22 protein-coding genes and 2 tRNA genes are annotated in these 24,191 nt (G+C 63.3%); 15 read left to right on the top strand and 9 right to left on the bottom strand.

Annotated elements, in window-relative coordinates; genetic code table 11:
• The first annotated feature begins 30 nt into the window (after positions 1–30).
• From WDU96_RS05550 to WDU96_RS05590, 9 genes are all read left to right on the top strand, one after another.
• Positions 31–237, top strand: a complete 207-nt coding sequence (locus WDU96_RS05550; protein WP_337337477.1) for a DUF4244 domain-containing protein — start codon at positions 31–33, stop codon at positions 235–237.
• Positions 234–575 carry a TadE family type IV pilus minor pilin gene (locus WDU96_RS05555; protein ID WP_337337478.1) on the top strand — a complete coding sequence of 114 codons (342 nt, stop codon included), beginning with the start codon at positions 234–236 and terminating at the stop codon, positions 573–575. Before WDU96_RS05550 ends, WDU96_RS05555 begins: the two co-directional genes overlap by 4 nt.
• Entirely contained in the window at positions 575–892 is a 318-nt protein-coding gene (locus tag WDU96_RS05560) for an Rv3654c family TadE-like protein (protein WP_337337479.1), read from the top strand. Before WDU96_RS05555 ends, WDU96_RS05560 begins: the two co-directional genes overlap by 1 nt.
• A gap of 67 nt (positions 893–959) precedes the next feature.
• Positions 960–3,872, top strand: a complete 2,913-nt coding sequence (topA, locus tag WDU96_RS05565) for a type I DNA topoisomerase (RefSeq protein WP_337337480.1) — start codon at positions 960–962, stop codon at positions 3,870–3,872.
• The gene (tmk, locus tag WDU96_RS05570) at positions 3,869–4,522 is read left to right on the top strand and encodes a dTMP kinase (protein WP_337337481.1); all 654 of its coding nucleotides are present in this window, start codon (positions 3,869–3,871) and stop codon (positions 4,520–4,522) included. Before topA ends, tmk begins: the two co-directional genes overlap by 4 nt.
• A 10-nt stretch (positions 4,523–4,532) precedes the next feature.
• Complete coding sequence (locus WDU96_RS05575; RefSeq protein ID WP_337337482.1) at positions 4,533–5,702, top strand: DNA polymerase III subunit delta'; 1,170 nt, start codon at positions 4,533–4,535, stop codon at positions 5,700–5,702.
• 5 nt (positions 5,703–5,707) lie between these two features.
• Entirely contained in the window at positions 5,708–7,258 is a 1,551-nt protein-coding gene (locus WDU96_RS05580; RefSeq protein WP_337337662.1) for an alpha/beta hydrolase, read from the top strand.
• Between the two features lie 73 nt (positions 7,259–7,331).
• Positions 7,332–7,404 (top strand) — tRNA-Thr (locus WDU96_RS05585).
• A gap of 62 nt (positions 7,405–7,466) precedes the next feature.
• On the top strand, positions 7,467–7,865 hold the full coding sequence (locus tag WDU96_RS05590; protein ID WP_337337483.1) for a hypothetical protein: 399 nt from the start codon (positions 7,467–7,469) through the stop codon (positions 7,863–7,865).
• A gap of 14 nt (positions 7,866–7,879) precedes the next feature.
• Here WDU96_RS05590 and WDU96_RS05595 read toward each other — a convergent pair whose 3' ends face one another.
• Positions 7,880–8,833 (bottom strand): EamA/RhaT family transporter, encoded by a 954-nt coding sequence (locus WDU96_RS05595; RefSeq protein WP_337337484.1) that lies wholly within the window; start codon positions 8,831–8,833, stop codon positions 7,880–7,882.
• A gap of 57 nt (positions 8,834–8,890) precedes the next feature.
• Here WDU96_RS05595 and WDU96_RS05600 point away from each other — a divergent pair, with 57 nt between their 5' ends.
• Both WDU96_RS05600 and WDU96_RS05605 read left to right on the top strand, forming a co-directional pair.
• The gene (locus tag WDU96_RS05600; RefSeq protein WP_337337485.1) at positions 8,891–11,185 is read left to right on the top strand and encodes an MMPL family transporter; all 2,295 of its coding nucleotides are present in this window, start codon (positions 8,891–8,893) and stop codon (positions 11,183–11,185) included.
• A complete protein-coding gene (locus WDU96_RS05605; RefSeq protein ID WP_337337486.1) occupies positions 11,182–11,763 on the top strand; it encodes an isochorismatase family protein in 582 nt (193 codons plus the stop codon). The genes WDU96_RS05600 and WDU96_RS05605 overlap by 4 nt, the downstream gene beginning before the upstream one ends.
• Before the next feature lie 104 nt (positions 11,764–11,867).
• On the opposite strand, the gene WDU96_RS05610 is transcribed toward WDU96_RS05605, so the two are convergent.
• The 3 genes from WDU96_RS05610 to WDU96_RS05620 form a co-directional block, all read right to left on the bottom strand.
• Positions 11,868–13,229 (bottom strand): esterase/lipase family protein, encoded by a 1,362-nt coding sequence (locus WDU96_RS05610; protein ID WP_337337487.1) that lies wholly within the window; start codon positions 13,227–13,229, stop codon positions 11,868–11,870.
• A 378-nt stretch (positions 13,230–13,607) separates the two neighbouring features.
• A tRNA-Lys gene (locus tag WDU96_RS05615) sits at positions 13,608–13,683 on the bottom strand.
• A gap of 113 nt (positions 13,684–13,796) precedes the next feature.
• Positions 13,797–14,462, bottom strand: a complete 666-nt coding sequence (locus WDU96_RS05620) for a fasciclin domain-containing protein (RefSeq protein ID WP_337337488.1) — start codon at positions 14,460–14,462, stop codon at positions 13,797–13,799.
• Positions 14,463–14,637: 175 nt separating this feature from the next.
• On the opposite strand from WDU96_RS05620, the gene sigK reads away from it, so the two are divergent.
• The 4 genes from sigK to WDU96_RS05640 all read left to right on the top strand — a co-directional run bounded on the left by sigK (position 14,638) and on the right by WDU96_RS05640 (position 17,846).
• On the top strand, positions 14,638–15,240 hold the full coding sequence (gene sigK, locus WDU96_RS05625) for an ECF RNA polymerase sigma factor SigK (protein WP_337337663.1): 603 nt from the start codon (positions 14,638–14,640) through the stop codon (positions 15,238–15,240).
• A complete protein-coding gene (locus WDU96_RS05630; RefSeq protein WP_337337489.1) occupies positions 15,237–16,076 on the top strand; it encodes an anti-sigma factor in 840 nt (279 codons plus the stop codon). Before sigK ends, WDU96_RS05630 begins: the two co-directional genes overlap by 4 nt.
• Positions 16,077–16,124: 48 nt before the next feature.
• Positions 16,125–16,763 carry a DNA-directed RNA polymerase subunit beta gene (locus tag WDU96_RS05635; RefSeq protein WP_337337490.1) on the top strand — a complete coding sequence of 213 codons (639 nt, stop codon included), beginning with the start codon at positions 16,125–16,127 and terminating at the stop codon, positions 16,761–16,763.
• A 195-nt stretch (positions 16,764–16,958) separates the two neighbouring features.
• Positions 16,959–17,846, top strand: coding sequence for an aminodeoxychorismate lyase (locus tag WDU96_RS05640; RefSeq protein WP_337337491.1), 888 nt, complete (start codon positions 16,959–16,961; stop codon positions 17,844–17,846).
• A gap of 712 nt (positions 17,847–18,558) precedes the next feature.
• Here the strand turns inward: WDU96_RS05640 and WDU96_RS05645 are convergent.
• From WDU96_RS05645 to WDU96_RS05665, 5 genes are all read right to left on the bottom strand, one after another.
• Positions 18,559–19,083: an endonuclease domain-containing protein gene (locus WDU96_RS05645; protein WP_337337492.1), complete on the bottom strand. Its 525-nt coding sequence runs from the start codon at positions 19,081–19,083 to the stop codon at positions 18,559–18,561.
• A gap of 921 nt (positions 19,084–20,004) precedes the next feature.
• On the bottom strand, positions 20,005–20,784 hold the full coding sequence (pstB, locus tag WDU96_RS05650; RefSeq protein WP_337337493.1) for a phosphate ABC transporter ATP-binding protein PstB: 780 nt from the start codon (positions 20,782–20,784) through the stop codon (positions 20,005–20,007).
• 33 nt (positions 20,785–20,817) lie between these two features.
• Positions 20,818–21,906 carry a phosphate ABC transporter permease PstA gene (gene pstA, locus WDU96_RS05655; RefSeq protein WP_337337494.1) on the bottom strand — a complete coding sequence of 363 codons (1,089 nt, stop codon included), beginning with the start codon at positions 21,904–21,906 and terminating at the stop codon, positions 20,818–20,820.
• Positions 21,906–22,868 (bottom strand): phosphate ABC transporter permease subunit PstC, encoded by a 963-nt coding sequence (pstC, locus tag WDU96_RS05660; RefSeq protein WP_337337495.1) that lies wholly within the window; start codon positions 22,866–22,868, stop codon positions 21,906–21,908. The genes pstA and pstC overlap by 1 nt, the downstream gene beginning before the upstream one ends.
• 134 nt (positions 22,869–23,002) lie before the next feature.
• Positions 23,003–24,103, bottom strand: a complete 1,101-nt coding sequence (locus WDU96_RS05665) for a phosphate ABC transporter substrate-binding protein PstS (protein WP_337337496.1) — start codon at positions 24,101–24,103, stop codon at positions 23,003–23,005.
• Between the last annotated feature and the right edge of the window lie 88 nt (positions 24,104–24,191).

Raw genomic sequence — 24,191 nt, forward strand, 5'->3', positions numbered from 1 at the left:
CACTCTCACCCCATCGATTGGAGAACACCCATGACAATCCCTACCCTCACCCGCCGCCGCGCTGAACGGCTCTTCGACGACCCGCTGGCAAACGACGCCGGCGCGGCGACCGCGGAGTACGCGATCGCGACAATGGCCGCCGTGGCGTTCGCCGGGCTTCTCGTGGTGATCATGCGAAGCGACGAGGTGCGCGGAATCTTGACCGATCTGGTGCGCCGTGCATTGAGCGTTCAGTGATCTCCCGCGGACTCGGCGGTCGCCGTTTCGCGGATCGCGGCGCGGTGACGGCTGAGTTCGCGGTCTCACTGCCAGCGATCGTCGTCGTCATCATGTTGGCCGCGGGAGCACTCAACGTCTGCGCGCGCCAGGTTCGACTGCAAGACGCCACTGCCGATGCCGCGCGATTGGCCGCGCGCGGCGAAAGCACACAACGCATAGACGCTGCACTGTCTGCCGCAGCAGCGACGGGCGGCGTCGATCATCGTGGTGATGGACTCGTCTGTGTGAACGCGACAGCACCGGCGCTGTTCATTGAGCTCACCGCTACCGGCTGTGCGCTTGAAGGCGGATGGTGATGGCTGGCGCAGTGGCGGCTGCGGGGGTCGTGGCATTGACCGCAACACTCTCAGTAGCGCTGGTGACAGCAGGGTCTGCTCACGTCGTTTCACAACGGCTCGCCGCCGCGGCTGACTCGGCAGCGCTCGCCGCCGCCGATGCTGCTTCGGGCGCGGCGACCGGTCTTCCGTGTGAGCGTGCAGCCCAAGTGGCGCAGGCGCTCGGGGTGCAAGTTTCACACTGTCAGCTCAGTGGACTGGTTGCCACGGTGACCGTGGCAACCACGTTTGCTGGCCTGCCCGCCGCAGCATCTGCGCGGGCTGGTCCGCCACGCTGAGCGTCGCGCACAAAGATCACGTCCGGTTCTGACGTGTATGGTTTGCGACGAAGGAAGGACGCCCCCGTTGGCAGAAGGCAAGAAGCTCGTCATCGTTGAGTCACCCACCAAGATGAAGTCGATCCAGGGTTATCTCGGCGACGGCTATGAAGTTCTCAGCTCGGTTGGACACATTCGAGATCTCGCGGACAAGAAGAGTATCCCTGCGGAAAAAAAGCAGGCCTATGGCAAATACTCGATCGACGTCGACAACGGATTCGATCCGTACTACGTCGAGAGCGACCGCGGCAAGAAGACCGTTACCGAGTTGAAGCGCGCGCTGAAAGGCGCCGACGAGCTCCTGCTCGCGACTGATGAAGACCGCGAGGGCGAAGCCATCGCATGGCACCTGCTTGAAACGCTGAAGCCCAAGGTGCCGGTCAAACGGATGGTGTTCCACGAGATCACCAAGGACGCAATTGAAGCAGCGGTGCAGAACACCCGCGAGCTTGATCTTGCTCTGGTGGATGCTCAAGAGACGCGCCGTATTCTTGACCGACTCTACGGCTGGGACGTCAGCCCCGTGCTGTGGTTCAAGGTTCAGCAGGGCACTTCTGCGGGCCGCGTGCAGTCAGCTGCGACTCGCATGGTTGTTGAGCGCGAACGCGAACGCATGGCTTTCGTATCAGCGTCGTATTGGGGCATCGATACCGTGGCCGCGAAAGCGGCTGACTCGTTTGGTGCACGGTTGGTGCGCGTCGATGGCGCGCCCTTGGCCCGCGGCACCGACTTCGACGACATGGGCGTGCTCAAGAAGGCCGTTCTGGTTCTCGACGAAGCAGCGGCTCGCGAACTCGCCGCCGCCATCGAGAGCACCGGTACGGCGACGGTCTCGGGCGTAGAAGCAAAGCCGGGCACGCGCAGTCCTCGAGCTCCGTTCACCACATCCACCCTTCAGCAAGAAGCCGGTCGCAAGCTCTCGATGAGCGCGAAGCACGCCATGAGCGTGGCACAGCGCTTGTATGAAAAAGGCTTCATCACCTATATGCGAACCGACTCAACCGCGCTGTCAAAGCAGGCGGTTGAAGCGGCACGAGAGCAGGCCGTCGCTCTTTACGGCGACAAGGCCGTACCGGCGACGCCGCGGGTCTACCGCAGCAAGTCAAAGAACGCGCAGGAGGCGCACGAAGCGATCCGCCCCTCTGGCGACACCTTCCGCACTCCGTCTTCGGTTTCGGGTGAGCTTGACCGCGATGAGCTGCGCGTCTACGACCTGATCTGGAAGCGCACCATGGCTAGCCAGATGTCTGATGCGAAGTATGAAACCACGACGATCACTCTCGAGGCTGAGGCAGCTGGCAAGCGCGCCGAGTTCACCGCATCGGGCACCGTGTACACCTTCAAAGGCTTTCTCGAAGCGTATGAAGAAGGCCGCGACGAAAAGCGCAGTGACGACGACAAGAACGAAGAACAGTCGTTGCCTGCTGTCGTCGCCGGCGATGTACTGCAGCTCAGCGATGTTGAGCCCAAGGGGCACTCAACCAGCCCGAAGCCTCGATACACCGAAGCGAGTCTCGTCAAGGCGCTCGAAGAAAAGGGCATCGGTCGCCCATCGACCTTCGCGAGCATTATCGACGTCATTCTGAACCGCGGCTACGTCACCAAACGGGGTCAGGCACTGATTCCGACGTGGCTCGCGTTCAGCGTGATTCGGCTGCTCGAGGAGCACTTCGCTGACCTCGTCGACTACGACTTCACCGCAGCGCTCGAAGACGATCTCGATGCGATCGCACGAGGCGAACAGCAACGTGTTGACTGGTTGAAGGACTTCTACTTCGGGTCGGAAGACCATGTCGGGTTGCGAAATATTGTCGAGAATCTCGGCGAGATTGACGCTCGAGCACTCAACTCGACACCGATTGGCGGTGTGGCGACTCTTCGGTTCGGCAAGTATGGCGCGTATCTGGAGATTCCCAACGCCGACGACCCAGAGGGTGAGCCGCGACGAATCAACATTCCGGAAGACCTCGCACCCGATGAGCTCACTCCGGCCAAGGCCCAAGAGCTCATCGATGCTCCCGTCGCAGGCGATCGAGTGCTGGGCGAGAACCCCGAGACCCAGAAGCTCGTTGTCGTAAAGGATGGCCGGTTCGGCCCCTACGTGCAAGAAGTAGACCCGGCTGCCGAAGAGTCTGTCGACGAGGCAACCGGCGAAGTCGTTGAGGCAGCTCCGGTTGAAAAGCCCAAGCGCGGTGCCAAAAAGCCTGCCGCTCCGAAGCCGCGCACGGCGTCGCTGTTCAAGTCGATGTCGGTGGACACCGTTGATCTTGAGACCGCACTTCGTTTGCTCGATCTGCCCCGCACGGTCGGCATCGATCCCGAGACCGAAACGCCGATCACAGCCCAGAACGGTCGCTACGGCCCTTATCTGAAGAAGGGCACTGATTCGCGCACCCTGCAGAATGAGCAACAGCTCTTCGACATCACCCTCGAAGAGGCGCTCGCGGTGTACGCGCAACCGAAATACGGTGCCCGCGCCGCAGCCAGTGCGCTGAAAGAGTTCGAAGCCGATCCCGTCAGCGAAAAGCCGATCAAGGTGAAAGACGGTCGTTTCGGGCCGTATGTCACTGACGGCGTGACCAACGTGACCATTCCTCGGGGCCAGACCCCCGACGACATCACCTACGAGATCGCCGTGCAAATGCTTGCCGACAAGCGCGCGAAGGGCCCCGCACCGAAGCGCGCAACAGCACGCAAGGCGCCAGCAAAGAAAGCGCCTGCGAAGAAGGCAACCACCACAAAAGCAGCCGCCACAAAGACAACTGCCGCGAAGAGTGCCGCATCGAAAACGACTGCTGCAAAAACGACTGCTGCAAAAACGACTGCCGCAAAAACGACTGCCGCAAAAACGACTGCCACAAAGACCGCTGCGGCTAAGTCTGCCGCCACAAAGACGCCGGCGAAGCGAGCGCCAGCAAAGAAGGCACCGGAGGCAAAGTGACCTCTCGCGCGTCCGAGGGATTGTGGATCACCATCGAAGGTGGCGACGGCGCGGGAAAGACCACGCAGTCGACCCTTCTCGAAGACTGGCTGCAGTCGCAAGGTCGAAACGTAGTGCGAACTCGTGAACCCGGTGGCACTGAAGTCGGCAACCTGATTCGCAACATCGTTCTGCACCACCGAGGTGACGTGGCACCCCGCGCGGAAGCGCTGCTGTACGCCGCCGACCGCGCACACCACATTGAAACCTTGGTGCGGCCTGCGCTTTCACGGGGCGACGTGGTGATCCAAGATCGCTATCTCGACTCATCCGTCGCCTATCAGGGAGCCGGGCGCGTGCTCGATTCGAACGAGGTGCGCGACCTCTCGCTCTGGGCCGCGGACGGCGCCCTCCCCGACGTCACTGTGCTTCTCGACCTTGACCCGGCGCACGCGCGCAAGCGGCTCGATGCAGATGACAAACCGTTCGACCGCCTCGAAGCTGAGGATCTCGACTTTCACACGCGTGTGCGGGCGGCATTCCTCGCGCTCGCCGAGGCCGAGCCTGAGCGGTTTCTGGTGTTGGATGCCGCCCTGCCAGCAAGCGAGCTGGCTGCCGTCGTTCGGCATCGAGTGAGCACGCTCATCGGTGACGTCAGCACCTCGCATTAGGCTGATCCGTATGGATGCGACGGCATCGGCCGAGGTCGACCTGAACGCGCTGCCCTGGGGCAACGTATGGGGTCAAGATGCCGCGGTGGCGGCGCTGCAAGCGGCAGCATCCGACCCCAACTCCATGACCCACGCGTGGCTCATCACCGGGCCGCCAGGATCTGGACGCTCCACGCTCGCCTACGCTTTCGCTGCGGCGTTGATCGCAGAGCCAGGCGACACACACGCAATGCGGCAGGTGCTCGCCGGCGCGCATCCCGATCTTGCGGCGCTGCGCACTGAGGGCGTGATCATCTCGATCAAAGATGCGAGAGCGCTCGTCGAGCGTTCCTACTTTTCTCCCTCGCTTGGCCGCTATCGCGTGATTGTCATGGAAGATGCTGATCGCATGGCAGAGCGCACCTCCAATGTGTTGTTGAAAGCACTCGAAGAACCGCCCGAGCGCACCGTCTGGGTGCTGTGTGCTCCGAGCGACGCCGACTTGCTTCCCACAATCCGCTCGCGGGTGCGCACCGTGCGCCTTCGCGAGCCCGATGTGGCCGATGTCGCCCAATTGATCACCGAGCGCTCCGGCATCGACTATGCGGTGGCAGAGCAGTCTGCTCGGCACGCCCAGCGTCACATCGGCATGGCGCAACGCTTGGCGACAGACGATGCGTCGCGAGCGAGACGTGACGAGACGCTGCGTGCGGTGTTGCGTGTGCGCAGCGTCGGTGACGCCGTTGAAGTCGCTGGTCGAATTGTGCAGGCGGCGACTGAAGACGCGAAGGCGCTGACGGCTGAACGCGACGAAGAAGAGCGCGCCGCTCTGCTGCGAACCCTCGGCATCGTCGAAGGGCAGGCAGTGCCGCCCGCGGTGCGGTCACAGGTCTCGGCGCTGCAAGATGATCAGAAGCGACGCGGCACGCGCAGCCTTCGCGATGGCATCGACCGCGTGCTCACCGATCTTGAGTCGATGTACCGCGACGTGCTGATGATTCAGTTCGGCAACGACGGCGAACTGATCAACCTTGAAATCGAGCCAGACCTGCGTGCGATAGCGGCAGCCTGGCATCCCGAGCGCACTCTGGTGATCGTCGACCGTATAGCCGAAACTCGGCGCAACATCGAGCAGAACGCCGCGCCGCTGCTGGCGCTCGAAAGCATGCTCGTCACCGTCTCGAACGGAAGGATCCCGTGACCGCGATGGTTGCTCGAACTTCGCGGCGAATCGCCGCCATTGTTGCCGGGGTGCTGGCCGCCTCGCTCGCCCTCTCGGGGTGCCTCTACGCGCAGATCCCGGCGGAGCAACCGCGGTCATCGGCGAGTCCAGCGCCTGAAAGCGACGGGATCGCTGACGAGCTGTTGCCGTTCTACGAGCAGACTCTCGAGTGGGAGTCCTGCGAATCGGCAATGGAGTGCGCGATCGTCACCGCGCCGCTCGACTGGCAGAATCCCGGTCTCGGTGAGATCGAGTTGGCGATCATTCGCAGTCGCGCGACCGGCGGCGACGCGATCGGGTCGCTGCTCACCAACCCGGGCGGCCCGGGCGCGAGTGGCCTTGGATTCATCCGCGATTCGATCAGCTACGCCGTGGGTGAAGACGTGCGAGAGAACTTTGACGTGATTGGTTTCGACCCGCGCGGAGTAGGAGCATCCACGGCGGTGACGTGCTTCACAGACCCCGCTGACATGGACTCCTACCTCTTTGACATTCCCGAGAACTCGCGCGGCTCCGACGCATGGAATGACGAGCTGCTCGCAAGCAGCGCAGAATTCGCCGCGGCATGCGAGGCGAACAGCGATGGCATCCTGCCCTACATCACAACCGACCAATCAGCCCGCGATATGGACCTGCTGCGTGGCGTTCTCGGCGACAGCGAGTTGTACTATCTCGGCTACTCGTACGGCACGTTCTTGGGTGCCACGTACGCCAAACTGTTCCCGGAACGCGTGGGGCGGCTCGTGCTCGATGCCGCTATTGACCCCTCAGTTTCGGGGCTTGAGGTAGGCACCACGCAGGGCGTCGGATTCGAGTCGGCCCTGCGCGCATACATGGCGGACTGCATCGACGGCAGCGACTGTCCGTTCCGCGGCACCGTCGACCAAGGCATGGCTGACCTCGGCACGCTGTTGGCGGGAGCCGATCGATTCCCCCAACAAGGCGCGGACGGGCGGATGCTGGGAGCCGACACCCTGCTGACAGCGATTATCGCGGCGCTGTATTCCGAAGACAGCTGGCCATACTTGACGGCTGCGCTGACCGACACCCTCGCCGGCGACCCTGAGCTGGCGTTCACTTTGGCTGATTTCTACTACAACCGCTCCGGCGGCGTGTATCTGGACAATCAGACCGAAGCGTTCAGCGCTTACAACTGCCTGGACTATCCCAACGACTCCACGCCCGAGGATGAGGCCGCTTCACAGGCGCTTCTCGAGGCTGAAGCGCCGACTGTTGCTCCCTATTGGAGCGGACCTGATGGATGCGACGAGTGGCCCTATCCGCCGTCAGGTGTGCGCGAACCCATCGCCGCTGAGGGTGCTGACCCCATCGTTGTGGTGGGAACAACTAACGACCCGGCAACCCCTTACGAGTGGTCGGTATCGCTCGCTGAACAGCTGTCGTCGGGAGTGCTGGTCACGCGTGTCGGCGAGGGGCACTCCGGCTATAACAAGGGCAACGCCTGCGTAGACGCAGCGGTCGAGACCTACCTCATCGATGGCACGCCGCCTGAAGACGGGCTCCGCTGCGAGTGAAGGCAATTGCCAGTTCGCGCAGCGTCACCGCAGCCTGTAGGATTGATGATCGTGCATCGCTTCGGTGATGTTCGCCGCCTTAGCTCAGATGGCAGAGCGATTCACTCGTAATGAATAGGTCGAGAGTTCGATTCTCTCAGGTGGCTCAGATGCCGAAGGCCCGCCTTGTGCGGGCCTTCCTTCATATCCGCAGAACGGTGGTATCGCAGTGCCGGATCGTGCTCTCGATGCTGTACTTGAGATATTCGGTTGGGCAGGGTTTGGGCTTGGCGCCGTGCTTGCCGTGATTACGCTGGGCCTGTATCTCGCTGATGGCACGTGGTTGCCGGTGCGCGCATTGATCGAAGACTCACCTGGTGGTCGAATCGCGCGATGGTTCGATGCTGACGGGGGAGTGGGCTCTGCGCAGCTGTCGCCCGATATCGATCATGCTCTGGCGGGAAAAGACGAAGCCGATGTGTTCTACCGACGCGGCACGACTGGGCAGATACGACTCACTCAGGGCTCGCCTATCGTGCGTGGGGTGCTGCTGCTGGCTCTAGGGCTGCTCGGCTTCGGGGTGGCGGCGCTCGTCGCTTCTGGGATTGTTCTCTTCGTGCGAGGGTGAGTCCCGTCCGCGCACTAGGCGAGCGCGAGCATGCCGCCGGCAGTCAGTGCGAGCGTGAGTCCAACCCACTGCACCGCCGCGACTCGCTCGCGCAGTACGACGGCAGCCAGCAGGATGGTTCCGGCGGGGTACAGCGCGGTAAGCGCCGAGACCACGGTGAGGTCACCCACGCGCAACCCCAGCAGAATGAGGGCGTTTGCGGTGGCGTCGAGCACTCCGCACCCCACGGCGAGCACGACCGCGTTGCGTCGTGTGATCCCAAGAGCAATCGGGCCGGTGGCGTGCTCCAGATCGACGTGTCCGCTAGGGGTGCCGCCGACAGCAAAGCCGCTGGCTTCCAATGCGCTAGACGCGCTCTTGCCCCGGCGCACCGCGATCACGACGAAGCTCGCGATGATGATGCCGGTGATGATTGTGTTGGTACCGCGTCCGACGATGAGCGGAATGAGCCCGCTCTCAGGACTCGTCTGATCGATGATGATCAAGAAACCGCCGATAGCAAGCCCAGAACCCACCGCCATCACGACTCCGCGAACTGACGGTCGCACGGTATTTTCGCCCGGAATGAAACCGACCAGCACGACAGCGACGAGGGCGACCACGAGCCCGAGATAGCCCAGCACAGATAGCGTTTCGCCTTTGGCGAAGAGGCCGAACAGCATCGGCGCAATGGCGGAGACCACCGCTGTCAGCGGCGACAGAATGCTCATCGGGCCGATAGCCAGGCATGCATATAACAGCATCAGTGCGACAACGCCGACGATTCCGGCCGCCACGCCCCATCCGACGTCGGCTGCGGTCCACACGCCATCGATGAAGATTTGCACGACCGCAAAAGCAGCGAGCCCGGATGCTGCGGCAATCGCCGTCACGACGATCGATCGAAGACGACGAGCGGCGAGCCCGCCCAGAAAATCGGCGGATCCGTAAAAAAGTGCGCCAAACAGGGCAAGAGCGGCAGAAAACATCGAGTCTCAGCATAGGTGTGGTCGCGCGCACGTAATTCGCTAGATAAGCTAGCGACTATGCAAACGCCACATCACGCGAGCAAGCAACCCACCCGATGGCTTCGAGTGGCAATTCCCGCACTTCTCGTGCTCGTGTGGTTGGTCGGTGGATCCGTGGGCGGCATGTACTTCGGCAAGGTCGATGAGGTGTCATCGAACGATCGATCCTCGTTCCTGCCCGAGAGTGCTGACGCGACTCAGGTCAACGAGCGGCTCCCGGATTTTCTCGGCGATGACAGCATTCCGGCGCTCGTGGTGGTCGCAAGCGATAGTGAACTCACCGACGAGCAACTGGCAGAGATGCAGACGCTCGCGGACGACATCGCTGATCTTGGCGGAGTGGTCGACGGGGTATCGCCGCCCATCGTCTCAGACGACGGTCAGGCCGTGCAGATATTCGTGCCGATCGACGCCGATGGCGACGTCGGCGACATCGTGGTAGAAATGCGCGAGTTGCTCGAACAAGAGCTGTCGACAGACCTGGAGGGCTGGGTAACCGGGCCTGCCGGCTTCACCGCTGACCTCAGTGCCGCATTCCTGGGCATTGACGGGCTGCTGCTGGGTGTCGCACTCCTCGCGGTCTTCGTCATTCTGATCATCGTCTACCGCTCGCCATTGCTGCCGATCCTGGTGCTGATGACTTCGTTGTTCGCGCTCTGCGTGGCGTTGCTCACGGTGTGGTGGCTGGCCTACGCCGGCGTGGTCGTGCTCAACGGTCAGGTGCAGGGAATTCTGTTCATTCTTGTGATTGGTGCGGCCACCGACTACGCCCTGCTCTACGTTGCTCGCTTCCGAGAGTCGATTGCTCGCGGTGAGCGACGCTGGGCGGCAACCACGCAGGCATGGCGTGGCTCGTTCGAACCCATCCTGGCCTCGGGCGGAACGGTTATCGCCGGACTGTTGTGCTTGTTGCTCTCCGACCTCGCGACCAACCGCGCGCTGGGTCCCATTGCCTCCATCGGAATCGCGTTCTCGATGCTCTCGGCGCTGACCTTCCTGCCCGCTCTCCTGGCGCTGTTCGGCCGGGTCGCCTTCTGGCCGTTCATTCCCAAGCACGGTGTCGCTGAGATCCCCGACGACCTCACGCAGCCCGTGAAGGGCCTGTGGCCGCGTCAGGCGCGGTTTGTCGCCCGCCACGCTCGCGCGGTGTGGATCGTCTGCACGATCGTGCTCGTGGGTGGCGCCCTCGGCGTTACACAGCTCCAGGCGGATGGCGTGCCATCTAGCGACCTCGTGCTCGGAGAAAGCCAGGCGCGTGACGGTCAAGACGCGCTCGCTGAGCACTTTCCAGCCGGATCAGGCAGCCCCGTCTATGTGGTGGTTCCCGAGAGCGACATCGTCGAGACCGTGCAGATCATGGAGGAGTCCGCTGGCGTCGAATCGGTCGCTCTGTCGAGCGAAGATTCGCCAACCGGTTCTGTTCAGGTGAGCGTCGAAGACGGCGAAGCAGTGTTCACTGCCGTCGGCCCTCCCGGAACGGACGCGCCCGCGCCGACTGTCGCTGACGGAGACGTGCTTGTCACTGGCACATTGACTGATGCTTCTGACTCGCTTGAAGCCGAAGACACCGTGCGCGAATTGCGCACTGACCTTGACGCGCAACTCGGCGCCAGCACGGCAGTTGTGGGCGGCGAAACAGCCACCGACATCGACAGCAACGACACCTCGATCCGTGACCGCACCCTCATCATCCCGGTCATTCTCGTCGTGATCTTGCTCATCCTCATGCTCTTGCTGCGCTCGATCCTCGCGCCGGTGATCTTGATCGGCACCGTCATCCTTTCGTTCGGCACCGCACTGGGCGTGAGTGCGCTGGTGTTCAACAACGTCTTCAACTTCCCTGGTGGCGACCCAGCCGTTCCGCTCTACGGCTTCGTGTTCCTTGTCGCGCTGGGTGTGGACTACAACATCTTCCTGATGTCTCGAGTGCGAGAAGAATCGCTGGTGCACGGCACCAGGCGCGGCATTCTGCGTGGTCTGGTCGCGACAGGAGGTGTCATCACCTCGGCCGGACTGGTGCTGGCAGCCACGTTCGCAGCGCTGGGAGTTATCCCCATCCTGTTCCTCGCCCAGTTGGCATTCATCGTCGCGTTCGGGGTGCTGCTCGACACCTTCGTGGTCCGCTCATTCCTCGTGCCGGCTCTGTCGTACGACATCGGACGCGCAATCTGGTGGCCCTCGAAGCTGTGGCGTCATGGCGTCGAAACGCAGGAGCCGCAGGCGACGGTGCCGGCATCTACCGACCCTGGTCTGATCGCGGCCGATGGTCACACCCTGACACGCGACGAGTATCGGCGTACCCTCGAATCATGAGTCGAGCACTGTTCATTGTCGATGTTCAAAACGACTTCACCGAGGGCGGTGCGCTGGCCGTCACCGGCGGCGACGCTGTCGCGCGACGGATCAGCACCTACCTCGAAGCGCACGCCGGGGAGTACGCGCTGGTCATCGCGTCGCGAGACTGGCATGACCCCGACAGCGACAACGGCGGTCACATCAGCGAGAGTCCTGACTTCGTTGACACGTGGCCATTGCACTGTGTAGCGGAGTCACTCGGGGCCGAGTACGACCCCGAGTTCGACCCCACATCGGTCACCCACCACGTCAAGAAGGGGCAGGGCGTTCCCGCGTACTCGCTGTTCGAAGGCACCACAGACGAGGGACTCTCGGTGACAGCGCTGCTTGATCAACACGGCGTGCTGTCGGTCGACGTCGCGGGTCTGGCCACTGATCACTGCGTGCGTGCCTCAGCGGCTGACGCGATTTCGCATGGGCGTCATGTGCGCATTTTCACGGACCTGATTGCAGGGGTCGCGCCCGAACCGAGCGAAGCCGCGCTTGCGGAGCTCGCCCACGCGGGCGCAGAGCTCGCTGAGTCGAGCAGGCACTAGCCAGGCAGGCTCACGCTGGCCCGTGTGCCGTGTGCCGTGTGCCGTGTGCCGTGTGCCGTGTGCCGTGTGCCGTGTGCCGTGTGCCCTGTGCGGCGTGCCAGTTCCTAACCCGTCACGGACAGCAAGGCCGCGCCGGGATCAGCGACGCTCATCGCGCTCACGGCAAGGTTCGGTTCAGCCATGAAGGTGCTCACCGACCGAAGACGATTCGCTGTCGCGACCGCCTCGACGCCAACGGTGTAGCCCATCGAGGCAATGTTCTCGCTCGCAAGCCTGTCGCTCGCATCAACCGTTGACACCACGAAGTTCACGACTTGCAGGTTCCTCGTCATCGTTCCGTGGAAGCACGGATTCGAAAAGAGCACCGGCACGAGCTCATCGATATCGACGGGCTCGCCGCAACGAAACACGCGGCTATCGGTCGCTTGGTCGATAGCCGACGCAACAGAGACGAGCTGATCGCCCATCGACAGCACGTTGATCCCGCTGGCGGCAGAGATAGCGGCTACGGGCAGAGAGGCAGCGATGCTTGAAGGCAGCAGACTGGTCAGATCAAGTTCCTGCTCGACCGCGACTGCTGTTACCTCGACATTCGATGGCCAGGGTGCGAGCTCCGCGAGTTCGCTTGAGTTCGTGCGCAGCGCTTTGCCCGCTTGGCCAAACATCCCGATCGCTGGTCGCAAGACATCTGACTGCCACCCGCAGGTGTCCCAGGAATCTATGTAGTTGGCATCGATGCAGGAGTCGATTGTCTTCACGCCCATCCAGAGCAAGACGTTGCTCGTGGGCTGGCGCAGCACATCCATGAACGTTTCCAGCGGAGTGGCCAAAGTGGCGGCCACGTCAGATCCGGTGTTCGGCGTACCGAGAGTGATGACCTGATCGATCATCGCTCCACGCTCGGTTTGCCCGTCCAGCGCAAAGCGCAACGCCAGCCCACCCATCGAATGAGCGACTACCGTGACCGATTGTTGAGACAGGGTGTAGAGGCAGTCGATCGCTCGCATCAGATCGATTCCGCTCTGCCCCGTGACCCACTGCGCAGATTGCTCGCTGTAGTCGAACGAGAACAGGCTCACCCCATCGAGCTGGCTCAACCGCTCGACGATTGACGCCTCCTCGGCGGCGCTTACGGCGGTTGTGAGATCTGTGCCGACCCATTCCACGTCTTGTTCGAAGACCGCTCCGCTGTCTGCCCAGCCGTGTACGAGCACGACGGGTTTGCCGAGGGGCACGTCCGTGCCGGCGCGCTGCTCGTCGAAGCCGATGCCGCCAACGAGGTCGAGCTCGTCGATATCGGTGAAGCAATCCGCTGACGTGGCGTGATGGGCGATGCTGACTGCACTCGCACTGTCGGTGACCGACGGGGCATCAGCGCCCGCGCCGCCCAAGAGCGCGGTGAGGGGCATTGACACAGCGAGCAGTGTTGACCACACGTGCCGGACTGCGCCACCGAGCTTCAACATTGTCGAATGATTTGGAGCGCGGTAGCGTGCGAGCGACCAGCGAGCTGCGGCCGTAGATGGTCAAAGAGAACGCGACACGCGGCAACAAGGCGCGCAGATACATCCAACGTGCTGTTGGTTGCGCTGTACATGTCCGCGATCTCCCCGTCAATTTGCGGGGTATGGCGCACAGCAACGTTCGCGTTGCGGACACAGCTAGGAGTGCGGTGCACTGTGCTCCCCCTATACATCATATCTGCGTCGCGAGCTTCAACAGAAATCTCGGCGTCTCGACCGCACGACTCGCGGCGCAGCGCGCGAGAATGCCTGATCAGACGTGTCCGACTATTGACAGCTAAGCGTGAAACACCGCGACACTCCACTGGAGTATCGCGGTTTTGGTGGGCCCCGTGGGGCTCGAACCCACGACCAACGGATTAAAAGTCCGATGCTCTACCGACTGAGCTAGAGGCCCTTGCAGTACAAGCCTACTTTGAGATGAGTAGTGCCCGTGCACATAGGGAGGGGCCGCCGTCTCCGCATTACACGGAGACGGCGGCCCCACCGCCCGAAATTGGGTGCCCTGAATTACGGGAGAAGCACCGTGTCAAGCAGGTAGACGGTTGCGTTCGCGGTCTGAACGCCACCGCAGATGACGGTTGCGCCGTTGACCATCAGGTCGTCGCCGCTGCCGGTGACCTCAACATCAGTTCCCTGCACGGTGGTGTGGGTTCCAGGAAGGTCTTCCGGAAGGATCTGACCGGGGATCACGTGGTAGGTCAGGATCGCGGTCAGCGTCTCGGAGTCGGTCTTCAGCGCCTCGATGGTGTCTGCGTCAATAGCCGCGAATGCCTCATCGACGGGTGCGAAGACGGTGAACTCGTCGCCGTTGAGCGTGTCAACCAGGTCGACGTCGGGGTTGAGGCCGCCGCTGACGGCTGCGGTGAGAGTGGTGAGGAGCGGGTTGTTGGATGCTGCGACCGCTACCGGGTCTTCAGCCATGCCGGCGACCGATCCATCGCCGTCCGGAACCGCAGCTGCATAGTCAGCACAGCCCGAGCCGACCAGGTACGCGGCGGGGTCCATGTCCATGGACTCTTCAGCCATGGGCTCTTCGGCTTCTTCGCTCATCGTGGTGTCGGGCTCATCCGACTCGGTTTCCGTGGATGCTCCTGAACATGCGCTCAGTGCGAACGATGCGGCAAGGGCGAGTGCGAGTCCTGCTGAGACGCGCTTCTTGGTGATGCGTGACATGAGTTCCTCCTCTGTGGGGTCCGAGTGGACCGTGATCTACAGGTGCCCGGTGGGGGCTTGCATCCGCTTGGGCGGTTACAAATAGGCATTCGGAGGAGCGGCGCAATCGGATTGGAAAAATGTCAAGTCGGTGTTTCGCACCTCTCAAAAACAGGGGATTCACGCGTCGTACGGCATGCTGGTACTCATGGTTATTGATGGTGTCGACGTGCCGGAGGACGGCGCCGATTCTGTCGACCACATAGGTGAGTTGCTGCAGCAGGTTGCAGCCGGAGACCAGACTGCGTTCGCGCGCGTGTACGACATGTTGTCTTCGCGCGTCTTCGGCCTCATCCTTCGTGTTCTCGTGGATCGCTCGCAGAGCGAAGAAGTGCTGCAAGAGGTTTTTCTCGAGGTGTGGCAATCCGCTTCCAAGTTCGTTCCGAATAAGGGTCAAGGAAGATCGTGGGTTCTCACGATCGCTCATAGAAGGGCCGTAGACCGGGTGCGCTCGTCGCAAGCGAGCAGTGACCGTGATGTGCGGGTCGGAGTGCGCGATCTTGACGTAGCTCACGACGGAGTATCTGAGCAGGTTGAACTGCGTATTGAGGGGGAGAAAGTGACGACCGCATTGGCGACACTTCCTGACCCACAACGCGAGGCGATCACACTCGCCTACTTCGGTGGCTACAGCCAGAGCGAGATTTCAGCGCTCGTCGGTGCGCCACTCGGCACGATCAAGACACGAATGCGCGATGGACTATCGCGACTACGAACTGAAATGGGGGTGACGGCATGAACGAGAACGAATTCGCTGAACTTGCAGCGGGCTACGCCTTAGGCGCGCTGTCGCCCGAAGATGCGCAGATCTTCAATGACGCCCGTGCGCAGCATCCTGAATGGGAAAAGCTGGTCAACGATGACGTTGAGACCGTCGCTGAGCTGGCAGGGGGCGCTGAAGCAACTCCGCCGGCAAGCATTCGAGCATCGCTGCTTGCACAGATCGCGGTCACACCGCAACACGATGTCGACGCTGGCGTGGCTCTGCAAGAGGGCATGCCGTCAGCCGCGACCGCGGAAGAGCAGTCGTCAGGAGAAGTGGATGCTGACGTCGACACCGTGTTCGTCGAACCCACGCCTACGACCACAACGATCCAGGCTATTGAACGTCGCAACTGGACGCGGGGATTGTTCGGGCTCGCTGCATCGCTGGTGTTCCTCGTCGCACTCGGACTGGGTGCGGCGACGATCGGCGAGATGATTGGACCGTCGCCAGCCGTGGTCGCTTTGGAGCAGATTGAAGATGCTCCCGACGCTCAGCAGGCCTCGGTCGATGTCGCCGATGGCGGCATGGCCACCGTGCACTGGTCGGAGTCGGTGGGTGAAGTCGTGCTCGTCTCTGACGGGCTGCCGTCGATTTCAGAAGACCAGGCGTTCGAGCTGTGGTTCATTCGCGGCGATGAGCCGCCGATTGCCGCCGGAACCTTCGACGCGAGCAGCGACAACTCGGCGACCGCGCAGTTTGAGGGCACAATGCAGCCGGGCGATGTCATTGCGGTCACCATCGAAGAAGAAGGCGGTTCGCCCACGGGCGAGCCCACCACTGATCCGATCATCGTCATCGCCACAGCCTGATTGGCGAGGCTGGCGCCCGACGCACCGCTGGGCGGTAATCTGTAGCGGATGACTGATGACTCCCGCGGCTTTCACAAACCGGTCAAACGCCCTGCCGAGACGTTCGATCGGCTGTTCGCCGCAGAGGACCCGGCAGAGGTATCGCGGGTTGCTCATTCAACCGCGCATGCCCTCGTGGCCAGAGTCAGGGCGGAACCTGACGATGCGGTTGTCGACCGGTTGATCGCCTTCACCGGTGAGCATGGAATCGATGACGTTGCAGAATTGTGGTCACGTTCTCCCGCGAAGTCACTGCCGGGAGCGCTGTGGCGGTTGTACCTGTTGCAGCTGATGATCCACGATGACCCGCAGTCCGCCGCGCTGCTTTACGAGCGAGGACGGCACGCGTTGGATTCTGTGGATTCGGTGGTAGCGGGTGCGCCGGCGCCCGCGGGACCGGCAGAACTCGTGGTGCTGATCAACACGATTCTGCGCGGGCTGTTCCAGGGAGATTTCGCCGTCGCCCTCGAGCGTGCCGCCGCATTCTGCAGGGTCGAGGCTGCCGGCTCCACCCATCTCGCCGACGACTACGAATCGACCGAGCCCGAGCGCTCCTCTGGGTTCACCACTCGCGCGTTGCGGCTGTCGACGTACGCGGGCGACCTCGCGGCATGTGCGGCGCTGTGGCGGCGTGAGTCGCTGAATTGAACCATCACCTGCGGCAGGCAAAGAAGTACCGGGCCGCAGAAACGCCTCTCGGCGCGAGGCCGCTCTAAGCGGCAAAATTTGGAGCCCGGGGTTACTGCGGCCCGGCTGAAACAGTGTAACAAGTGCGTCCATGAGTTTCATTCCCAGGCGCCCCTAACCGCTCTGCGACGCGTACTCGCGGCGTAGGCTCAGGGCATGACTTGGCACTTTGCGCTGGTGATTGAGCCCGCGGCATCCGACAGCTCTCAAACCGTTTTTGCTGACACCTTCACGGTCATCGACCCCGCGGCTCCAGCTCTGAGCGTCGGAGAGCTCAGCACGCAGCGCGGCGACGGCATCTTCGAATCGGTGGGCGTGGTCGACGGTCATCCGCAAGAGGTAGACGCGCATCTTGACCGGCTCGCGCACTCCGCGAAGATCTGCGACCTGCCGGCACCGCATCGTGAGCAATGGCGTCAAGCGGTCACCACGGCCGCTGAACACACGCCGCGCAGGGGAGAGGGAGTCATCAAGCTCATCCTGAGCCGCGGCGTTGAGCATGGCCCTGCGCCCACCGCGTGGGTTACCTCAGGCTCGGCACCGGACTTCGCCCTGGCGCGTGCGCACGGGGTTCGTGTCGTGACGCTGGACCGCGGCTATGGGCTCGATGTGCCGAGCCGCGCTCCCTGGCTGCTGCTCGGGGCGAAAACGCTCTCGTACGCGGTGAACATGGCAGCGCTGCGCGAAGCCAAGCGCCGCGGCGCTGACGACGCGATCTTCGTGACCTCGGATGGCTTCGTGCTCGAAGCGCCGACCGCATCGCTCGTGTTGCGTGTCGACGGACGCTTCGTGACGCCCGCGCCCAATGGCGGAATACTGCACGGCACTACTCAGCTGAGCCTGTTCGAGCACCTCGAAGCGCAGGGCTTGCACACTGGCTACGAGGTCGTTCCGGTATCGCTCATGGCCAGAGCGGATGCTGCCTGGCTGCTCTCGAGCGTTCGGCTTGCCGCGCCGATCACGTCGATCGACGGCAAAGATGTTCCGGTCGATCGGGAGCTCACAGCATCCATCAACGAATACCTGCTCAGCCCACGCGACTAGCGCGCGACCGTGCTGACACCGACCGTGCGTCGGGGAGCGGTGGCGGTCGCGTTGCTCGCCGCGGTGCGCCGAAACGTGTTGCTCGCGAAACGTGTTGCTCGCCGCGACGGGTTGCTCGCGAAACGGCCGGGGGATTGCCGTAAACGGCGATGTGGGATGCTGCGTAGCGGCGTGTCGGCGGAATGCCCGGCCGTTTGGTGCTGCGTGTCGCGTGGGTGGTGCCGCGGGCGCGAGCCGCGTGTCGTGTGCCTTGCGCCGCGGGCTGGTCCCGCGTGGGGTGGTGCCGCGTGGGTGGTGCCGCGGGGCCGAGCCCCGTGTCGTGTGCCTTGCGCCGCGCGCTGGTCCCGCGTGCCGCGTGCCGCGGGCGCCGCGGGAGTCGTGTTGCTCACGAAACGGCCGGGGGATTGCCGTAAACGGCGGTGCGGGATGCTGCGCAGCGGCGTGTCGGCGGAATGCCCGGCCGTTTGGTGCCGCTTGCCGCGCGCCGCGTGCCTTGCGCCGGGTGCCGTGTGCCGGGCGCCGGGCGCCGTGTGCCGGGCGCCGTGTGCCGTGTGCCGTGTGCCGGGCGCCGTGTGCCGGGCGCCGTGCGTCGTGTGCGTCGTGTTGCTCGCGAAACGGCCGGGGGATTGCCGTAATCGGCGGTGAGGGATGCTGCGTAGCGGCGTGTCGGCGGAATGCCCGGCCGTTTGGTGCTCCGTGCCGCGTGTGCGAGTTAGTCGAGGTGCCGCCCAGCACTTACCTGCGCGACTACTGCCGCTTCGACAGTGCCCCAGTCGTAGATCACCTGCGCGAAGTCGAACCTCAGCGTCACATAGTCTCGACTCGCGGCGGCGGCGTCGCGGACAAGATCTTTGTGGCGCAATGGTCCATCCCCGTGGTTCGCTTTTCCGTCGAGCTCGACAATCAAGCGGTCACCGATGACGAAGTCGACGATCCCCACGCCGCCGATGCGCACCTGTGGGGTGATCGGCAGTCCCAACGTGCGCAGCCGCCAGCGAAACAGCGACTCAATGCCGCTATCGGCATCCTTTCGAGCGAAAGCGATAGCCTCGCGCCCCGCAGCATTTGTGTGGATGCGAAGCCACTCAATCTCCGCAGCGCTGATGCGATGCTGCCGAAGAGCGGATTCGAGGCAGGCGAAAAATGACTCCACGCCCTGGCATCGCAGAATCTGCCGCAGCATCCGTGGTGTTGACGGCGGGTTGAAGGCTTCAGCGGCCACTTCGTCGAAGTGCACGACGCAGAGGCAGCCGCTGTGGTGAACCCGACCCCCACTTGGCAGCCATACGTGAGTTTCGGTCAGGTCAGGCAACACCCAGAGCCCGAGGTGCCGCGCCGCGGACACGCAGGCCAATGCGCCGCCGTGGTCGGCAGCTGTGCGCGTTGGTTCGCACACTCCCATCGACGCGTACAACCCGTGACGAAGACGGTGCCATTCGCCGTCGCGAATGAGCAGCGAAGCCCGCGCGCGGGTACCGGCAAATTCTCGCAACTGTGCAGACCTCAATATGGCAGGAGTCCGTTCGCAGATGAGAACACTCTGTGCTCTGGCCGCCGCGCGACGAACAGTCTCGCCGGGGTTGTCGAAAGCCAAACGCAGCAAGGCGTGGGGGAGGACAGGGGCGCAGGGTTGACGCGCGGGTCTCGCAGCCAAGACAACTCGCCACGGGGCTGTTCCTCGTGCAGCCGAGAACTGCAGACCCGTGGTCGAAACGGCCGGAAAAATGGTGAGAAAAGCGCTGTGGGATGCCGCGTGGCGGCGTGTCGTCGAAATGCCCGGCCGTTTCGCGTGGCCCCGTTGCCCCGTTGCCCCGTTGCCCCGCAGCCGCTGCCCCGCAGCCGCTGCCCCGCTGCCCCGCTGCCCGGTTGCTCGGTTGCCCTGCTGCCTCGTTGCCCCGCAGCTTCGCGTCCCCACCGGCCCCGCTTGCCCTGCTGCCTCGTTGCCCCGCAGCCCCACCGGCCTCGCAACCGCAGCCGCACCAGCCCCGCAGCCGCTGCCCCGCAGCCCCGCTACCCCGCAGCACCGCAGCACCACCGGCCCCGCAACCACCGCCTCGCGTGCCCGGCACGCCGGGCCGCCCCGCCGCCGACCACCCGGAAACGCCAAAACCGGCCGCTGCCCGAAGGCAACGACCGGTTGAAGCGGAAGCAGTCGGGATCAGCCGAAGCGACCCGAAACGTAGTCCTCGGTTGCTTGAACCTCTGGCGTCGTGAAGATCGACTTGGTGTCGTTGTACTCGATGAGCTTGCCGGGCTTTCCGGTGCCAGCGATGTTGAAGAAGGCGGTGCGGTCCGAGACACGCGACGCCTGCTGCATGTTGTGCGTCACGATCACGATCGTGTAGTCGTTCTTCAGCTCGCCGATCAGCTCTTCGATCGCGTAAGTCGAAATCGGGTCGAGCGCCGAGCACGGCTCGTCCATCAGCAGCACGTCGGGTGACACGGCGATCGCGCGTGCGATGCACAGACGCTGCTGCTGACCGCCGGAGAGGCCTGAGCCCGGACGGTCGAGGCGGTCCTTGACCTCGTTCCAGAGGTTGGCGCCGCGCAGCGACTCCTCTACCAGCGAGTCGGCGTTCGACTTCGACATGCGCTTGTTGTTGAGCTTCACCCCGGCCAAGACGTTGTCACGAATCGACATCGTCGGGAACGGGTTCGGGCGCTGGAATACCATACCGACGTCACGGCGCACGGCTACCGGGTCAACGCCAGGGCCATACAGGTCATCTCCGTCGAGAAGAACTTCCCCCTCGACGTAGGCGCCGGGGATGACTTCGTGCATGCGGTTAAGCGTGCGAAGGAAGGTGGACTTTCCGCAGCCGGAGGGGCCAATGAATGCGGTGACCGAGCGCGGCTCGATCGACAGCGACACTCCCTCTACGGCGAGGAAGTCACCGTAGTAGACGTTGAGGTCGTTGACTTCAATGCTCTTAGACACAAGGGCTCTTTCTATGGATTGCGCCAGCGCGGGCTAGCGGCGGCCGGTCTTGGGCGAGAAGATCTTCGCGATCATACGGGCCGCGAGGTTCAACACCATGACGATGAGGATGAGGGTGAGCGCGCCTGCCCAGGCTCGGGCGACGGCGTCGTCAGGGCTGGTGCCCTGGTTTGCGTACTGGTTGTACACGTACACCGGCAGAGTCATCATGTCGCCCTCAAACAGGTTGAGGTTGAGGCTCTGGGTGTATCCGGCGGTGACGAGCAGCGGGGCAGTTTCGCCGATGACGCGGGCGATAGCCAGCATCACGCCGGTGGTGATACCGGCGATCGATGTCGGAAGCACGACCTTGACGATGGTGAGCCACTTCGGCACACCGAGGGCGTACGCGGCTTCACGCAGCTCGTTGGGCACGAGTCGCAGCATTTCTTCGGATGAGCGCACGACGACTGGAATCATCAACACGCTGAGCGCGATAGCGCCCATGATTCCCATCGAGATGCCGGGGCCGAAGAACAGCGCGAATGCGGAGTAGGCGAATAGACCCGCAACGATCGAGGGAATGCCCGTCATCACATCGACGAAGAAGGTGATCGATCTGGCGAGCCGGCCGCCACGTGCGTACTCGACGAGGTAGATCGAGGTCATCAGACCGATAGGCACTGAAATCAGTGTGGTTGCCGCAGTGATGAGCAGCGTTCCGTAGATCGCGTGAACCGCGCCACCACCCGCACCCACAACGTTGCGCATGCTCATCGTGAAGAAGTCGATGTCGAAACGTGCGAGACCCTCAGAGACCACTGTGTAGAGCAGCGAGATCAGGGGGAGAAGCGCGACGATGAACGCTGCCGACACGACGGCGGTGACGACACGGTCGGCCGCTTTGCGTCCACCTTCAACCGTGCGAGAGACCAATCCGATCGTGATGACGAACAGCACGGCACCGAGAAACACCGCGGCGACGATGTTGAAGTTGCCGATCGGCTGACCGAGGTTCAGCACCGCGAACACGATGAACGTGATGACCATGGAGCCGGCCAGCATGAACCAAGGCGCGGAGCGGGGCAGCTTGCCGCTGGTGAGGGCGTTGACCCTCGCCGGGGGGGATGTGGTAGTCGACATCAGTTGGCTCCCGAGAATTCCGAACGGCGGCTGACAATCCAACGCGCCAGTGCGTTGACGGCGAAGGTGAGAACGAACAAGACCAAGCCGGTGGCGATGAGCACACTCACGCCGTCGCCATATGCCTCAGGGAACGAGAGCGCGATGTTCGCGGGAATCGTGGTGGGGTTCGTTGCGGTGAGCAACTCGAATGTGATCACGCCAGAAACCGACAGCACCATAGTGACCGCCATCGTCTCGCCGAGTGCACGGCCGAGCGCGAGCATCGCAGACGACACCATGCCGCCACGGGCGAACGGGAGCACGGCCATGCGGATCATCTCCCAGCGAGTGGCGCCGAGCGCGAGCGCTGCCTCTTCGTGCAGTTTTGGAGTCTGAAGGAAGACCTCACGGCAGATTGCCGTCATGATCGGCAGCACCATGATCGCCAACACCATGGCTGCGGTGAGGATCGTTCGTCCAGTGGCCGAAACCTGCCCGCTGAAGAGAGGGATCCACGAGAAGTACTCGTTGAGCCATGCGTAGAACGGCTGCACCATCCCGGCGAATGTGACGCCACCCCACAGGCCGAAGACCACCGAAGGCACCGCGGCGAGCAGGTCGATGATGTAGCCAAGGAACGAAGCGATCCGCGTTGGCGCGTAGTGCGAGATGAACAGCGCAATGCCGATAGCGAGGGGAGCGGCCATCAACAGCGCCAGCATCGATGCCCAGATCGTTCCGAACACGAGTGGGGCGACATAGGCCCAGAAAGACTCGCCCTTGAGGATCGGGTTCTCGGTGGGCTCACCGGTGAAAGCAGGGATGCTCTCAATAGCGAGGAAGATCGCCACCGCGGCCAAAACGACCAGGATCGTGATTCCGGCAGCCAGCGCGGTGCCGGAGAACGCGAGGTCACCCGGTCGCCGTGGCACTTTGCGTTTGCTTGCCACGGGCCTGACGGTGTCAGTCGTAGTCGCCATTCATGTGTCCTTTGTGTCGGGCGTGTAAGGCTCAGCAGAAGCTCGGGTATCAGGTGGTCCCGTTCCCCTGCTGAACCTTGCCCCGCTCGTGGTCTGGTGACTGCGAGCGGGGCAAGGTGTCAGAGAGTGAAGTCTCAGCCGATCAGCGCGATCGCCGCCTCAACCTCGGTGCGCAGCTCGTCAGAGATCGGAGCCGAGCCAGCGTTCGCTGCCGCGTCGTCCTGGCCCTCGGGGCTAGCGATGTAGCTGAAGTACGACGTCACGAGCTCTGCCGTGTTTGCATCTTCGTACTCGATGCAACCGATGAGGTAGCTCACGAGAGCGATCGGGTAGACACCAGCCTCTTCGGTGGAGTAGTCCACCTCGAGCGCGAGGTCTCCCTCGCCGCGGCCCTCGACCTGCGGTGCCGAGTCAACGATCATCGCGGCGGCCTCAGCCGAGTAAGGAACGAATTCGCCACCGACGCCGACCGATACGGTGCCGAGGTCTCCGACCTGCGATGCGTCTGCGTACGTGATGGTGCCGTTTCCACCGGTGGTAGCGGCCACAACACCGGAAGTGCCCTGAGCGGCTTCGCCCGAGTCAAGCGGCCACTCGCCGTCTGCTTCCCACTCCCAGACGCTCGGGGCAGCAGCCTCGAGGTATGAGGTGAAGGTCTCGGTGGTGCCCGAGTCATCCGAGCGGTGCACGGGCGAGATGGCGAGGTCGGGAAGTTCGACTCCGTCGTTCTCTGCCGCGATTGCGTCGTCGTTCCAGTTGGTGATCGTGCCAGCGAAGACGCCGGCAATGACGTCTGCCGACATGTTGAGGCTGTCGACGCCCTCGACGTTGAACGCTACTGCGACGGGCGAGATGTAAAGCGGCAGCTCGACGATGCCCGCGGCGCCGTCTTCTGCGCATGCGCCGAAGCCGCCTGCGGCGATCTCTTCGTCGTTGAATGCACGGTCAGAGCCGATGAAGTTGCTGGCGCCCGCGATGAAGTTCTCGCGGCCGGTGCCTGAACCGGTGGGCTCGTAGTTGACAGTCACGTCGGGGTTCGCGGTCTGGAAGGAGGCAACCCATGCTTCCTGGGCGGCGGTCTGCGACGAGGCTCCGGTAGCCGAAAGCGTGCCGGAGAGACCCATTGAGTCGTCGGTGCTGTCCGACGAGGTGTCTTCGTTAGCGGCGCAGCCAGCAAGGGTAAGAGCTGCAATGGCAGCTACAGCGCCCACCTGGGCGATGCGGGAGATCTTCACTGTGTGAATCCTTCACGTGTCAGGGATAAGATGCCCGAGAATTCGGGCTTCGGGAAATGCCCGGTGCGGGGCACGCACTGAAACGTAG

Origin of the sequence: Microbacterium marmarense (assembly GCF_037204165.1) — a bacterium.
Taxonomy (GTDB): Bacteria; Actinomycetota; Actinomycetes; order Actinomycetales; family Microbacteriaceae; genus Microbacterium; species Microbacterium marmarense.

Bases quoted from the DNA above. Each gene is read 5' to 3' on its own strand.
- WDU96_RS05550 (WP_337337477.1), top strand. From the start codon at position 31: ATGACAATCCCTACCCTCACCCGCCGCCGCGCTGAACGGCTCTTCGAC.
- WDU96_RS05560 (WP_337337479.1), top strand. From the start codon at position 575: ATGGCTGGCGCAGTGGCGGCTGCGGGGGTCGTGGCATTGACCGCAACA.
- WDU96_RS05575 (WP_337337482.1), top strand. From the start codon at position 4,533: ATGGATGCGACGGCATCGGCCGAGGTCGACCTGAACGCGCTGCCCTGG.
- WDU96_RS05580 (WP_337337662.1), top strand. From the start codon at position 5,708: ATGGTTGCTCGAACTTCGCGGCGAATCGCCGCCATTGTTGCCGGGGTG.
- WDU96_RS05595 (WP_337337484.1), bottom strand. From the start codon at position 8,833: ATGTTTTCTGCCGCTCTTGCCCTGTTTGGCGCACTTTTTTACGGATCC.
- WDU96_RS05600 (WP_337337485.1), top strand. From the start codon at position 8,891: ATGCAAACGCCACATCACGCGAGCAAGCAACCCACCCGATGGCTTCGA.
- WDU96_RS05605 (WP_337337486.1), top strand. From the start codon at position 11,182: ATGAGTCGAGCACTGTTCATTGTCGATGTTCAAAACGACTTCACCGAG.
- WDU96_RS05610 (WP_337337487.1), bottom strand. From the start codon at position 13,229: ATGTTGAAGCTCGGTGGCGCAGTCCGGCACGTGTGGTCAACACTGCTC.
- WDU96_RS05620 (WP_337337488.1), bottom strand. From the start codon at position 14,462: ATGTCACGCATCACCAAGAAGCGCGTCTCAGCAGGACTCGCACTCGCC.
- sigK (WP_337337663.1), top strand. From the start codon at position 14,638: ATGCTGGTACTCATGGTTATTGATGGTGTCGACGTGCCGGAGGACGGC.
- WDU96_RS05630 (WP_337337489.1), top strand. From the start codon at position 15,237: ATGAACGAGAACGAATTCGCTGAACTTGCAGCGGGCTACGCCTTAGGC.
- WDU96_RS05635 (WP_337337490.1), top strand. From the start codon at position 16,125: ATGACTGATGACTCCCGCGGCTTTCACAAACCGGTCAAACGCCCTGCC.
- WDU96_RS05640 (WP_337337491.1), top strand. From the start codon at position 16,959: ATGACTTGGCACTTTGCGCTGGTGATTGAGCCCGCGGCATCCGACAGC.
- pstA (WP_337337494.1), bottom strand. From the start codon at position 21,906: ATGTCGACTACCACATCCCCCCCGGCGAGGGTCAACGCCCTCACCAGC.
- pstC (WP_337337495.1), bottom strand. From the start codon at position 22,868: ATGGCGACTACGACTGACACCGTCAGGCCCGTGGCAAGCAAACGCAAA.